The following is a 12,297-nucleotide window of genomic DNA, read 5'->3' as shown; positions in this document are numbered from 1 at the left end:
GGCACGTCGTGCCCGTCTACTGGGGCACCGACCGCGCCGTGCAGCCCAACGCGCAGCGCCTGGCGTTCGGCTCTGACCGCGCGCGCAAGCTGCAGCTCGGCGAGGCGATGGTGACGGTGCCGAAGGTGCACGAGGTGCCGAAGGTCGAGCGGCCGTGGGTCGTCACCATCCCCTACTTCGACGTGACCATCTATGCCGAAAAGGAGGACCCGAAGAAGCACTTCACGGTGAAGGAGATCAAGGCGCTCACCAGAGAGGAGCTGCTGGCGCAGGTGAAGGCGCGCCTCAAGGGCTCCAAGACCTACAAGGATCAGGCGCTGGTGTTCGTGCACGGCTACAACACGTCGTTCGACAACGCGCTCTACCGCACGGCGCAGATCGCCTACGACCTCGACTTCGACGGCGCGCCATTCCTCTACAGCTGGCCGTCCGGCGGCGCGGTGGCGAGCTACACCTACGATCGCGAAAGCGCGCAGGCATCCGAGCCGTACCTGCGCGAGTTTCTCGAGATGGTGGTGAAGCAGACCGGCGCCAAGCAGGTGAGCATCATCGCCCACAGCATGGGCAATCAGCCGGTCATGGACGTGCTGCGCGATATGAAGTCGTCGGCGCCCGAAGGCGTTTCCATCAACCAGGTGATCCTCGCCGCGCCCGACGTCGACGCCGACAGCTTTTCCAACCTCGCCAAGGCCATCAAGGGTCTGGCCAAGAACGTAACGCTGTACGTGGCCTCGAACGACCGGGCGCTGATCGTGTCGCGCAACTTCTGGGGCAGCTACCGCGCTGGCGACGTACCGCCGGCCGGCCCGCTGATCCTGCCCGGCATCGACACGATCGACGTGACGGCGGCGTCGACCGATACCTTCGCCATCAACCACTCCGGCTATGCCTCGAACAACAAGCTGCTCGACGACATCCGCGAGCTGTTGAAGACCGGCTTGCGACCGCCGGAGCTGCGTCCCTTGAAACCCGGCAAGATCACCACGCAGGCCGGCGACTACTGGCGCTACGTACCATCGCTGCAGGCGCCGCCGACGACCTCGACGCCACAGTGAGGCGCCTGCCCGCCGGCCCGTCGGGGCCGGCGGGGCGAAGGGATTAATTTACCGTGCCTTGCGAGACTTGCCCGCCGGTCGATCATCGACCGGCCTTGAGGGCGCGCGCCGGCCATCGGCGGCTCGTGATGTGGTGCATGCGTCGGCGGCTTCCGGTTTTCGACACTCACGTATCCCGTGCCTCGTCGCGAGCCCGGCGCCTGACGCCGTCGGTGGCCCTGGCGTCATGCCTCGTAGCGAGCGCCATGCTCCTCTTTGCTGCCACCCCGGCACCGGCCGAGGGCGAGGAGGTCATCGAAGGCGGCGAGGTCGTCGATATCGGCGATGAGGCGGAAACGGGAATGCCGGCGTCCAACGCGCGCGTGAAGGCGATGCTGGCCGCGCACCCGCACGAGTTCGTCACCATCTGTGTCGCCGGCTGCGCTGGTAAGCCGACGATCGTGCAGATCTTGCCGAAGCCGATTGAGAGCCGCGCCGGCGCTATGCGCACCACGGCGGGCGACCGCCGCCCCAATTACGGCGGCCACGGTGGCCCCGACTCCGATGCGGTGACGTGCGTTGCCGGATGCGCCGGCCGTCCTGGCCAGGTCGTGCAGCGCCTTCCCGGACTGCCGCCGCCGAAGGCGCCCCCTCACGCGGCGGCGAAGGAAGGCAACGAGCCGCTCGACATCATCCCCTGAGCGCCGGCGTTACTCGATGAGCTTGCGCACGTCGGCGTAGCTGGCGACCTTGTGGACCATCCCGTTCTTGATGAAGTACAGCCAGTCGAGCTTTTCGCTGGCGGCGAGGTTCTCGGGCGTCACCGACTGCAGGGCATCGAAGTTCTGCTTGCGGAACAACACCGCCGTCGTCTTCGATGTCTCCTCGTCGAGATAGCCCCAGTCCTCCTCTTCCGGCAGGCGCGTCGCCGCCTCCGGCTCGAACACGACCTCGTTCAGTGCCGACGGCGGCAATTGCCCGGCCTTGATATACTCGATGGCGGCTTCGATGAAGCCGATCTGTACCAGCCCCGAGCAGATGAACTCGTTGGGCGCATCCCACTGGCGCTCACGGAAATTGCGCACCGCCTCGCGCTCGCCGGTGACGCTGCGCTCCACGCCGAACCACAGGCTGCGCACGATCGAGCCGATCGCCCAGTAATTATAGCTGGCCTTGATCTTGTCGAGCAGCAGGCCGCGCACGCGCGATTGCTTGTGCTGGTCGAACCATTCTTTGCGGAAGCGCTTGATGGCGATGAAGGCGCTCTTGTCGGCGATGTAGTCGCGTAGGTTGGTGAGGTCGACGCCGCCGGTTCCCGCCTCGATGACGAAGGTGCTCGTATACCCCGACTCGAACTGCGGGCCGGTGAACACCATCGCCGAGTGCGAGAATGGCGAGTCGGTGGCCCAGCGGATGGCCCAGGAGGCGAGATCCCATTCGCGGCGCGTCAGGACAACGTCGGCGCGTTCCAGGTACCGGCCGGCGAGGAAATCCTCGACTGGCATCGGCCATATCTCCTCGACGACCTCTTCCTCGAGCGGCAGCGGCTCGGGTGCCGGCTGCGCCGCCGGCGCGGCTGGGGTGGGGGCGGGCGCTTCGGGCGCGGCGGCGGGTACCTGCTGGGTCGGACCTTCGGCCTGCGCTAGCGCCTCCGGTGGCACGGCCGGGACGGGTGCCGGTGCCGTGACCGCCAAGGTCGTGCCGGCAATGGAAACGATCGCCAGCGCGCCCAAGCTGGCTGCGATGAGGTAGCGTTTCATCGATGGCCCCCCTGAAAAAATAACGCAACTTCCCGAATGCCTACGCCGTAGGGCGAGCAAGTCCCCAACATAGCTTGTTAGCCCGAGTAAGGCATCGCTCGGTGCCGAGGTCAAACGCAGCCGAAGACCGGCGTGCGGCCCTGGCGCATCATCAGCCTTGCCGAGCCGCCCCGCCTCGTCCAAAAGATCGGCCCTTAACCCCTGGGCGAGGCTATGGGCGCGACGCAGCCGGCAAATTTCGAGGCTCTCGAGGCGCAAGCGCGCACGCTGCTGGCGGTGTTCATCGCCGCCGGCTACGAGGCGGTTGCGCCCGACATCATCCAGCCAGCGGGCGTATTCCTCGACGTGGTCGGCGAGGCCCTGCGCGGGCGCACGTACGTGTTCACCGACCTCAATGGCGAGGAGCTGTGCTTAAGGCCCGACCTCACGGTGCCGACCTGTCGCCTGTATCTACAGCGGCACCCGGCAGCCGATAGCCAGGCGTTCTACAGCTATAACGGCCCTGCCTTCCGCTTCCAGCCGGCGAGCGCCGATGCCTCGCACCCGCGCGAGTTCCGCCAGGCGGGGATCGAGGCCTTCGGCGACAAGGACGCCGGTGAGGCCGACGCGCGCACGCTGGTCTTGGTCTTGCGCGCCCTGCAGCAGGCGGGGCTCCCGAGCTGGCGCTTGCGCATCGGCGACGTCGGCCTGTTCGACGCACTGCTCGGTGCCGCCAACATGCCGGAGCGCTGGCGCCGCCGGCTGCGGCATCAGTTCTGGCGCCCGGAGGCGTTCCGCGCCGAGCTGAAGCGGTTGTCGAGCCAGCCGGCGCGCTCGGCGGCGGCGTTTCCACGCGCGCTGATCGACGCCCTCGATCCCGAGGATCCGGAAGCGGCCGAGGCTCTGGTCGCCGAGCACCTGGAGAAGGGCGGCGTCGAGCTCATCGGCGTACGGTCGGCGGCGGAAATTGCCGAGGGGCTGCTCGCCATCGCCGCCGACGCCAAGGCGCCTCCGCTCAAGCCGGAGACGGCGGCGCTGATCGATTCCTACGTGCGCACCCGGCTGCCGGCACCGCAGGCGACGGGCGTGCTGCGCAAGCTTGCCAAATCAGCGAGCGATGGGTTTGCCAACGCCCTCGAGGCCTACGATCGCCGCTGCATGCTGCTCAGCGAGAGCGGCATCGACATCGGGGCGGTGGAGTTCTCGGCCGAATTCGGCCGCAGCGTCGGCTACTACACCGGTTTTGTGTTCGAGGTGGTGGTCGAAGGACTGGGGCCCGCGAGCCCGGTGGGCGGCGGCGGGCGCTACGACGGCTTGTTGAAGGCGGTGGGAGCACCGCGCAACGTGCCGGCCGTGGGCGGCGCTATCCATACCGAGCGGCTGCTCGCCGTGGTGCGTGGAGGCAAGCGATGAGCGTGCGCCTGACGTTCGCCGTACCATCGAAGGGGCGGCTGATGGAGCAGACGGCCGAGTTCCTCGGCAGGTCGGGGTTGACGCTGCGGAAGGTGGGACCAGATCGCGGCTATCGTGGCGAGATCGAAGGCGTGGACGGCATCGACGTGGCGTTCATCTCCGCCTCCGAGATTGTGGCGGCATTGAACAGCGGGCGCGCGCACATCGGCGTCACCGGCGAAGATCTCATTCGCGAGAACATCGTCAATGCCGACGAACGCGTGACGCTGCTGAAGCCGCTGGGCTTCGGCCACGCCAACGTCGTCGTCGCCGTGCCGCGCTGCTGGATCGACGTTAACGAGGTCGCAGATCTGGAGGCGGCGGCGGTGGCATTCCGGCGCGAGCACGGGCGTCCGTTCCGCGTGGCGACGAAGTACATCAACCTGGCGCGGCGCTTCCTGTCGGGCAAGGGGCTCGCCGACTATCGCATCGTCGAGAGCCTCGGGGCCACCGAGGGCACGCCCGCTGCCGGCACCGCCGATCTCATCGTCGACATCACCTCGACCGGGGCGACGCTGGCCGCCAATGGACTGAAGGTGCTAGAGGACGGGGTCATTCTGCGCTCGCAGGCGAACCTGGTGGCCTCGAAGGTTGCGCCGTGGCCGGCCGATACGAAAAAGACGCGCGATGATCTGCTCGCGCGCCTCAGCATTTCCCGCACGTTGGAGTAGGCGGCGCCACCGGATAGCGGCGCCGCGTTGCGTCAGTTGGGGCGCACGAAGGCGTCGACGCGCATGCCCGGCAGCAAGGGCACGTTGCCCTCGAGGTTGATGGTCATCTCCAGCACCTCGATGTCCGACGGACGGCGTGGGCCGCGCGCCGAGATGCGCGGGGTAGCCATGGTTGGCGCCAGCGCCGACACGGTGCCTTCGAAATCGCGGCCCGGATAGTTGATCGAGCGCACGAACGCCTTCTGCCCCACCTTGATCTTGGCGACGTCGCCGTCGTCGACCTCGGCCTTCACGCGCAGGTTCGACAAGTCGCCGACGACGACCAGAGGCTGGTCTGGCGAGGGCGAGACGATCTCGCCCTTCTTGACGTTGAGCTGCAGCACGTGACCGGCGCGCGGCGTACGGATGCGCGTCTTGTCGAGCTGCGAGGCAGCCAGTGCCACGTTGGCACGGGCGGCAGTGAGCGCCGATTCGAACTGGTTGGGCGAGGGCAGGTTCGCCTTCGCCTGTGCCTGGGCGTAAGCGAGGCGCTCGCGCTCGACGCGCTCCTGCGCTTTGGCGAGACGGCGGCGGGCGTCGGCGAGCTGTTGCTCAGTGGCTTCGCCGCGGCGCTTACCGGAAAGCGCGGCGTCGAGCTCGAAGCGTGCACCGATGACCTCGCGCTCGGCCGAGAAGACGTTGTCCTCGCCCTTGGTCACGTCCTCGCGGCCACTCGTCGACGGCTCGGCGTCGCGCTGGCGCTTGCGCAGGCCCGCTTCGGCTTCCGCCGCGGCGAGACGCGCGCGCGCCTCCTCGTCGTCGAGGCGGATGAGCAGCTCGCCTTCCTCGACCTTGTCGTTGAGCTTCACCGTCACGTCGGCCACCTGACCGAGAATGGCGGCGCCGATGTTCACCTCGCCGGAGCCCGGCTCGACGCGGCCGGGGGCCGCCGCCACCCATTGAGCGCCGGTCTTGGCCTCTTCCTTGGTGGTTCTGCCTTCGCCGGAGAAGTAGGTTCCCTCGCTCAGTACGTAGCCGAAGATCGCCGCAGCGGCCAGAGCGGCGACAATACCGATTGTTCTAAGCATGGCGTCTGATCCTATAGCGACCGCCGAGGGTCGTCGGCGGAGTTGTGGGGTTGTCGTCGTCAGGCTGAGGCTCGGTGACAGGGTTCACCAACTCGGCGCGTGAATGGGCTTCGTGTTGTTCGGCGGCGTAGGTCGGGTTGGCACCCTTCAACGGCCGCTCGTCGCTGTGAATCTTTCCGTCCTCGATGCGCACGATGCGGTCTGCATAAGGCAGCGTGCGGTGATCGTGTGTAACGGCGAGAACAGCTCGGTTCGGATCCTTGGCCACCTCAGAGAGCAGCGCCATCACGGCGCGGCCATTCTCGGCATCAAGCGCAGCCGTCGGCTCGTCGGCGAGGATCACCGACGGCGCGCCGGCGAGCGCACGGGCGAGCGCGACGCGCTGCTTTTCGCCGCCCGATAGCTTGGCCGGGAAGGCCTTGGCGCGATGGCCGAGGCCGACCGCGATCAGCGCGTTGAGGGCGTGCGTCGGTGGATCGACGACCGGCTTGGCGCGCACGTCGAGGGCCAGCATGACGTTCTCGCTGGCCGTCATCGTGGGGAACAGGTTGTAGCCCTGGAAAACGAAGCCGACGTGGTGGCGGCGCAGATTGGCGAGACCCTCCGCATCGAGGCCGTCGGTCGTGTTGCCGGCAACCTCGAGGTGGCCCTCGGTCGGCGACAAGATGCAGCCGAGGATCGACAGCAGCGTCGTTTTGCCGCTTCCCGAAGGTCCCATCAGCAGCGTCAGCTCGCCCGCGTAGAGCTTGAGGTCGATACCTTTCAGCGGCCTCACCTCGCCGGCGCCCGATCCGAACACCTTGACGATGTCGCGGGCCTCGAGAAGCACCTTGCGGCTGGCGTTGTCGATGTCGGTCATCGGCTGAACACTCCTGCGGGATCGATGCGCGTCACCTTGAAGATCGCCGATACGGCGGCGATGGCGCACATGCCAATGGTCAGAACGAAGAGAAGAAGGGCGAGGCCTGGCGTCATCACGATGAGCAGCGTCGTGTCCTTCGACGCCCAGATGACGAGCATCGACAGCACCATGCCGACGCCGTAGCCGAGCACCGCACTCATCATCGCCTGAATGAGGATGACCTTGTGGATGTAGCCGGCCGAGGCGCCGAGCGCACGCAAGGTGGCGAACTCGTTCAAGTGATCCTTGGTGCTCGAGTAGAGCGTTTGCGCGACGATGACTATGCCGACGATCATGCCGAGCGCGGCACCGGCGATGAGGGCGGCTCCAGCGCCGGTCTGGAACAGCCAGTAGTCGACGCTGCGGTTGCGGAACTCCTGCTGTGTCAGCACCTCGCGATCCTGCAGGCGTGCGATGAGATCGGCGCGCACCTTTTCGAGGTCGGTACCGGGCTCGAGGCGCACCAGCGCATACGAGGCCTGGTTGCTGCCTGCATCGAGCAGCATGCGCGCCTGCTTCAGCGAGGTGAACACGTAGGGCAGGGTGGTGAACGAGCGGATCGCGTGCGTCACGGCGGCGATACGCACGCGCACATTGTTGATCTCCGCCGTGTCACCATTTTTTTCGACGCCGAGATCCTTGAAGTAAGTGTCATCGACGGCGACCGAGAACGGCGCGTCGAGATCGCCGAGGCTGCCGGCGACGATGTTCCACGGCTTCAGCGTGCCGTTCTCGTGGTCGGATCCGACGAGCAGCACCGCGGTGGTGCCACCCTTCGGTTTGCGCCAGGCGGCGAAGCCGACGACGAGCTCCTCGCTCGTGGCAACGCCTTTGGTGGAGAGCACGGAGTACTTCTCGTGGCCGATGAGCAGCGAAGGATCGTCGAAGCTCTTGGTGCCCAGCGGCACCACCCACAGGTCGCCCTGCGATTGGTCGAGCATGGCGGCGATCATGCGCTCCGAGCCGATGTACAGGCCGCACTGAACGGCGACGAGCACGACTGAGAACACGATGCCGGTGAGCGTTACGACGAGACTGAGACGATCGTGAAAGAGGTTTCGGTAGGCGAGCTTGGCCGCCATCTTGACGGTCTTCGGCTTGCCCTGCGGTACCTGTGCCGTTAGCGGCATAGTATCGGCATGCGCCTGCATATTGAATCCCCTTCGCCTGCGGAATGGATTGCGGGCGTTTGTGGCGGTCTTCGGCAATAGATCCGGCCGACGCCGGAGAGTGTCACGAAGCCGCGAGCCGGTCCAACCGGCTCGCGGCCTTTCGAAGGTCAATTCCTCATTCGCAAGGCACTGTGAGCGTCATGCCAACGGAGGGAAAGAACTTCTTGCAGTCAAGTTTGCTCGCGGCCTTCTCGGGCTTTGCCTCCACTTTGGCGGTCTCGCCCGCGGCCTTAACCTCGGCGGGCGCCGTGGTTTCCGGCTCGATGGCGGCCGTATCCTCGATCGGCTCGAGAGCCGCCGAAGTGATCGAGGAGTTCTCGTTGTCGGCGATCACGTCGACTTCCTCATCGACCACCGGAGCCGTGGCAACGACCTGCGGCTTGGACACCTTCTTTTCGACCTTGGTGACCTTCGACATCGACGGCGTCGCCTTCTTGGCCACGTAGACCTTCTTCTTCTTCGCTACGCGGCGGGCGATGTAGAGTTTGCGCTTGTAGTGGTGATGGCCGTGGCCGTGCGCCGTGAAGTGAGGCAGCGGGCCGCCGAAGCCGAGGCGAATCTTGAGGCCCGCTTCCGCCGCCGACGAGAACGTGGTCGCGGCCGCGATGAGCGCGGCGATGAGAGCGACCAGTGACTTGTTCATTGCTTCCTCCAGTGGATGCAAATTTGTGTTTCACCCGATGATCGCCGCGCGAGCGACACTCATCTTGGGTGCATCATCGCCGGCACGAATACTGGACGCTGTTCCGGCAGTTACATCTCAGAAATGTTCTGCCAGGCGTCCGACGCGTCGTTTAGGAGGCGCGAAAGGACAACGGCCCCGGGCGTACTGCCGAGGCCGCTTTGCATGCTCACCGCGTCGCGTCTTACTTGGCGCAGGGCACCGACAGGGTCATGCCGACGGAGGCGAAGAAGGTCTTGCAGCCGACGTCCTTGATGGCGGTGGCAACCTTCTGCGCGGGGTCCTCGGACTTCACCTCGGCAACCTTCTGCTCGGGCTTCTGCTCGGGCACATCGATTCTGGTCTCAGCGGCCTCAGCGGCGCTGGAGATCGAGGAATGCTCGACCTCAGCCAGTTCCTCGGCCGGCTCTTCGGCGGGTGCTGGCTTTGCAGCGGCCTTGGCGACGACGGTGGGCTTGGAGACGGTGCGGCTGGCGACCACGACTTTCGGCTTATGGCGGCGTACCGACTGACGCACCACGCGACGCCGGAAGGCGCGGACATGGGCGCCGCCGCAGCCGGCCTTGTGGACTTGCGAAAATCCGCCTGGCGCGTTGAGGCGAACGTTGAAGCCTGCTTCGGCGCCGGTGGCGATGGCGGCAATGGCGAGAAAGGTGGCGGCGATCACGGTGAGCAGCTTGTTCATGGTCGTCTCCAGCGAGGTGGGGTTAATCACTGCGGCAATCGTGCGCGAAGCGGCGCGCCCTCGCTGTCCCGGACGGAACACGGCGCAGAGTTTCGCTGTCACGGTGGGGAGATGAAACGACCCCGGCCGTCGGCCGGGATCTGGCTAGTCGGCTGGCGCTATTCGCAGGGGGCCGACAGGGTCATGCCGGCAGAGGCGATGAACTTCTTACACCCCACCTCTCTCACGAGGGGAGCACGACCGAAGCTGTCGTCCTCGGCGACCTCGTCGTGCTCGCTCGCGATCGATGAGTTTTCGCCGGCGATCTTGGTACGCGGAGTGCGGGGCTGCGATTGTGCGGGGGCGGCAGGCTTCGGCTCGGCCACATACTTTTGCTGAGCCGCCTTCTTCGTCTCGGCGCGCTCGGTCTTCGCACGGCGCCGCGCCGCCTTCGAGACGCTGCGCTGCTGAGGCTGATAGTAGCCTTCCTCTTCCGCTTCCTCACGCGCCGCTTCGCGCTCGTAGGCCCGCTCGTAGGCTGCCTCCCGTGCCTCGTAGGCGCAATCATCGTCGCACCAGGCATGGGCGCCGGGGCTGGAGACGACGGTAAGGGTGAGGAGAGTGGCGGCAGTCACGGCCAGCAGTCTGATCATGGTCGTCCCCGAGCGGTTGGCATCGCGGGGAGCATGATGAACATCAGCTGAACGCACGGCAGTTCCGGACGTTACACGGCGTATCCTGCGGCCGTCGGATGCGCGGTGCCAGGGCGCAAAGCAATCGATCCCGGCGGTGAGACCGGGATCGAAGCAGTCACGCACTTTGTCGGCGAAGATCGTTCGCGATTACTCGCAGGGGACCGAAAGGGTCATGCCGACCGAGGGGAAGAACTTCCGGCAGTCGAGATTCTTCGCCGTGTCGATCGTCTTTGCATCGTCCTTGGCGGCGATCGAGATCGACGAATTCTCGGTTTCCGCGGCGGCCGTGCCGGTCGAGCCCGTCGTCGCCGGTGCCGGCAGTGATTTGTTGGCGTTCTGAGCGATGCTGCTCGCCTCGTTGCTGGCATCAGAGGCGGGCGTCGCGGCGACAGGCTCTTTGGCAGCCTGCTGCGTCGTCTCTGACTTGGACTTCTTGGCGGAGCGCACCGTGGTCTTCTCCTGACGCTCGCGGCGGGCGGTCCGCGCCTTCTTGCGCTGGCGGTATTCGCGCGCCTCGCCGCTCTTGGACATGGCGCCGAGCGCACCGAGGGCGATGCCGCCGACGCCGATCCCCACGCCGACACGCATGCCCGCCTGGGCGGTCGACGCAAAGGAGGTGGCGGCGAGGACGAGGGCGGCGGCGAGGGCGAGCAGCTTGTTCATGACAGGTCTCCGTCGGTTCAGTGCGTGGCGCCCGGCTGGGCTTCCATGTCGCTGAGAGTGACGCAGCAGCCATCATGCCGCTGTTCCGGCCGGAACAGGACAGAAATCTTCGCTCCAGCGCACCGACGGATGGAGCGCTCAGCGCGCCAAAGCGCGAATATCGTGGCAGCTCACAATCTTGAGCTGGCTCGGCTCAGGTCAGACTTTTTTCTCCTTGGCTGTCAGCGGCATGGTTGGCGTGGCGGAGAAGCTGGCGGCGCGCAGCGCTGTCCGGCAAAACTATTCAGGTCGTTGCAGGTTAGGGGGTCGCGGCGCCAGCGCTGTTCCGCCCGTTACAGTGCCGCGCAGGAGTTGCGGGGCGGCCAAGCTTTTCTGATGCGAAACGGGTGCTTGGCCTGCTAAGATGCGTTCAGGGCACGGAGGAGCCGTTTCCGTGTCCCGAGCAGCGCGTGACGGTTGCCAAGATTGCCCGATATGCCGTAACGCTGACCAACCCTGGGCCCAAAGATCTCTAGAGTCGCATGCGCCTCAACAAATCCACGAGCCACGCCGTTCGCATCTTGATCGATTGCGCCAAGGCCGAAGGCCGGCTCATCAAGGTCGCCGATATCGCCAAGCGCCTGGATATCACTCAGCAAAACGCCTTCAAAATCGTCCATCTGCTGTCGAAAGCGGGATTCCTCACCTCCGTGCGCGGGCGCCATGGCGGCGTGCGTTTGGCTCGCTCCGCGGCCCTCATCCGCATCGGCGACGTGGTGCGCTCGATCGAGACCCTGGGGCAGGAGGAAAAGGAATCGGGCAGCCGCGGCAGCCTGCATCGCATCGTCGACGATGCCCTCGATGCCTTCATCAGCGTCCTCGACCAGCATACGCTCGAGGACATGGCCGGGGCCTCGCAGGCCTCCCCGGCGCGGGAATCGGGCGGCCGCTCAGGCAAAACGCCCTTGCGTGGGACCGCAACCCGCTCACGGCGCGGACCGCAGCAGTCCGCCCCGGCGCGGCCGATTGGTTAACGCGCGTCGGCTTGATCTGCAGCAACGACGGTCACGGCCAGGTCGCCAAAATGTGCGGCGTATCGGCCCTTGACAGAAATCTGCGGGCCTTCAAAAGTTGAATGAGCCTTTCCATATTCTAAGGCACGCGCGGCCTTACAAAAAATACGCGCGAGGAAGCCCGCGATGATCGTCTGTTCCTGTACTGAGATTTCCGACCGCGACATCGAGGGTGCACTGCTCGAGATCTTGGGCGCGCCCGACGCGCCGATCCCAACTCCCGGCATCGTCTATCGCCACCTCGCCAAGCGCATGAACTGCTGCAGCTGCGCGCCGCTTGCTGTCGAGACGATCTACAACAAGGTAGATGCGCTCGAGAAGAAAGGGCTGATCTCGCCGAGCCTCAGCGCGTCAACGCGCAGCAAGCTTCTCGAGTTCACGTCTCGCCGAGCAACGCCGCGCATCGCGCAGAGGAATTCTGAGTCCCAGACTCAGGCTTCAGGGGATTGCGTTCGCAAAATCGCTTAATTGCCCGCCGTGCGATTTTTGCGCTGGCATCGCCTCC

13 protein-coding genes and 1 pseudogene are annotated in these 12,297 nt (G+C 66.0%); 6 read left to right on the top strand and 8 right to left on the bottom strand.

Going from position 1 to position 12,297, the window contains the following annotated elements; translation table 11 throughout:
- Positions 1-1,055 (top strand): alpha/beta hydrolase (locus F9K20_RS17985; protein WP_291005092.1); only part of this gene is annotated, 1,055 nt, incomplete at its 5' end.
- A 245-nt stretch (positions 1,056-1,300) separates the two neighbouring features.
- Complete coding sequence (locus F9K20_RS17980) at positions 1,301-1,735, top strand: hypothetical protein (protein WP_291005089.1); 435 nt, start codon at positions 1,301-1,303, stop codon at positions 1,733-1,735.
- Between the two features lie 9 nt (positions 1,736-1,744).
- Here F9K20_RS17980 and F9K20_RS17975 read toward each other — a convergent pair whose 3' ends face one another.
- Positions 1,745-2,794 (bottom strand): hypothetical protein, encoded by a 1,050-nt coding sequence (locus F9K20_RS17975; RefSeq protein ID WP_291005086.1) that lies wholly within the window; start codon positions 2,792-2,794, stop codon positions 1,745-1,747.
- A gap of 213 nt (positions 2,795-3,007) precedes the next feature.
- On the opposite strand from F9K20_RS17975, the gene F9K20_RS17970 reads away from it, so the two are divergent.
- Positions 3,008-4,186, top strand: a complete 1,179-nt coding sequence (locus F9K20_RS17970) for an ATP phosphoribosyltransferase regulatory subunit (protein WP_291005083.1) — start codon at positions 3,008-3,010, stop codon at positions 4,184-4,186.
- A pseudogene (gene hisG / locus F9K20_RS17965) lies at positions 4,183-4,815 on the top strand (ATP phosphoribosyltransferase); the annotation flags it as partial. The gene F9K20_RS17970 and the pseudogene hisG, both read left to right, overlap by 4 nt.
- Positions 4,816-4,928: 113 nt before the next feature.
- Here hisG and F9K20_RS17960 read toward each other — a convergent pair.
- The 7 genes from F9K20_RS17960 to F9K20_RS17930 all read right to left on the bottom strand — a co-directional run bounded on the left by F9K20_RS17960 (position 4,929) and on the right by F9K20_RS17930 (position 10,740).
- Positions 4,929-5,963, bottom strand: a complete 1,035-nt coding sequence (locus tag F9K20_RS17960; protein ID WP_291005077.1) for an HlyD family efflux transporter periplasmic adaptor subunit — start codon at positions 5,961-5,963, stop codon at positions 4,929-4,931.
- Positions 5,956-6,822: an ABC transporter ATP-binding protein gene (locus F9K20_RS17955; RefSeq protein WP_367115830.1), complete on the bottom strand. Its 867-nt coding sequence runs from the start codon at positions 6,820-6,822 to the stop codon at positions 5,956-5,958. Before F9K20_RS17955 ends, F9K20_RS17960 begins: the two co-directional genes overlap by 8 nt.
- Positions 6,819-7,946, bottom strand: a complete 1,128-nt coding sequence (locus F9K20_RS17950) for an ABC transporter permease (RefSeq protein ID WP_291005097.1) — start codon at positions 7,944-7,946, stop codon at positions 6,819-6,821. The genes F9K20_RS17955 and F9K20_RS17950 overlap by 4 nt, the downstream gene beginning before the upstream one ends.
- 205 nt (positions 7,947-8,151) lie before the next feature.
- Complete coding sequence (locus F9K20_RS17945) at positions 8,152-8,679, bottom strand: hypothetical protein (protein WP_291005073.1); 528 nt, start codon at positions 8,677-8,679, stop codon at positions 8,152-8,154.
- Between the two features lie 223 nt (positions 8,680-8,902).
- Positions 8,903-9,403: a hypothetical protein gene (locus tag F9K20_RS17940; RefSeq protein WP_291005070.1), complete on the bottom strand. Its 501-nt coding sequence runs from the start codon at positions 9,401-9,403 to the stop codon at positions 8,903-8,905.
- Between the two features lie 158 nt (positions 9,404-9,561).
- Positions 9,562-10,035, bottom strand: coding sequence for a hypothetical protein (locus tag F9K20_RS17935; RefSeq protein ID WP_291005067.1), 474 nt, complete (start codon positions 10,033-10,035; stop codon positions 9,562-9,564).
- Positions 10,036-10,224: 189 nt separating this feature from the next.
- The gene (locus tag F9K20_RS17930; RefSeq protein WP_291005063.1) at positions 10,225-10,740 is read right to left on the bottom strand and encodes a hypothetical protein; all 516 of its coding nucleotides are present in this window, start codon (positions 10,738-10,740) and stop codon (positions 10,225-10,227) included.
- 521 nt (positions 10,741-11,261) lie between these two features.
- On the opposite strand from F9K20_RS17930, the gene F9K20_RS17925 reads away from it, so the two are divergent.
- Positions 11,262-11,753, top strand: a complete 492-nt coding sequence (locus tag F9K20_RS17925) for an Rrf2 family transcriptional regulator (protein WP_291005060.1) — start codon at positions 11,262-11,264, stop codon at positions 11,751-11,753.
- 165 nt (positions 11,754-11,918) lie between these two features.
- Positions 11,919-12,260: a hypothetical protein gene (locus F9K20_RS17920; RefSeq protein WP_291005058.1), complete on the top strand. Its 342-nt coding sequence runs from the start codon at positions 11,919-11,921 to the stop codon at positions 12,258-12,260.
- Positions 12,261-12,297 lie beyond the last annotated feature (37 nt).

It is taken from the genome of Hyphomicrobium sp. (assembly GCF_009026145.1).
Classification (GTDB): Bacteria; Pseudomonadota; Alphaproteobacteria; order Rhizobiales; family Hyphomicrobiaceae; genus Hyphomicrobium_A.
This window is presented reverse-complemented; position numbering and strand designations above follow the sequence as displayed.

Excerpts from the sequence above, each read along its gene's own strand:
- F9K20_RS17980 (WP_291005089.1), top strand. The coding sequence starts at position 1,301 with ATGCTCCTCTTTGCTGCCACCCCGGCACCGGCCGAGGGCGAGGAGGTC.
- F9K20_RS17975 (WP_291005086.1), bottom strand. The coding sequence starts at position 2,794 with ATGAAACGCTACCTCATCGCAGCCAGCTTGGGCGCGCTGGCGATCGTT.
- F9K20_RS17970 (WP_291005083.1), top strand. The coding sequence starts at position 3,008 with ATGGGCGCGACGCAGCCGGCAAATTTCGAGGCTCTCGAGGCGCAAGCG.
- F9K20_RS17960 (WP_291005077.1), bottom strand. The coding sequence starts at position 5,963 with ATGCTTAGAACAATCGGTATTGTCGCCGCTCTGGCCGCTGCGGCGATC.
- F9K20_RS17955 (WP_367115830.1), bottom strand. The coding sequence starts at position 6,822 with ATGACCGACATCGACAACGCCAGCCGCAAGGTGCTTCTCGAGGCCCGC.
- F9K20_RS17950 (WP_291005097.1), bottom strand. The coding sequence starts at position 7,946 with ATGGCGGCCAAGCTCGCCTACCGAAACCTCTTTCACGATCGTCTCAGT.
- F9K20_RS17945 (WP_291005073.1), bottom strand. The coding sequence starts at position 8,679 with ATGAACAAGTCACTGGTCGCTCTCATCGCCGCGCTCATCGCGGCCGCG.
- F9K20_RS17940 (WP_291005070.1), bottom strand. The coding sequence starts at position 9,403 with ATGAACAAGCTGCTCACCGTGATCGCCGCCACCTTTCTCGCCATTGCC.
- F9K20_RS17935 (WP_291005067.1), bottom strand. The coding sequence starts at position 10,035 with ATGATCAGACTGCTGGCCGTGACTGCCGCCACTCTCCTCACCCTTACC.
- F9K20_RS17930 (WP_291005063.1), bottom strand. The coding sequence starts at position 10,740 with ATGAACAAGCTGCTCGCCCTCGCCGCCGCCCTCGTCCTCGCCGCCACC.
- F9K20_RS17925 (WP_291005060.1), top strand. The coding sequence starts at position 11,262 with ATGCGCCTCAACAAATCCACGAGCCACGCCGTTCGCATCTTGATCGAT.
- F9K20_RS17920 (WP_291005058.1), top strand. The coding sequence starts at position 11,919 with ATGATCGTCTGTTCCTGTACTGAGATTTCCGACCGCGACATCGAGGGT.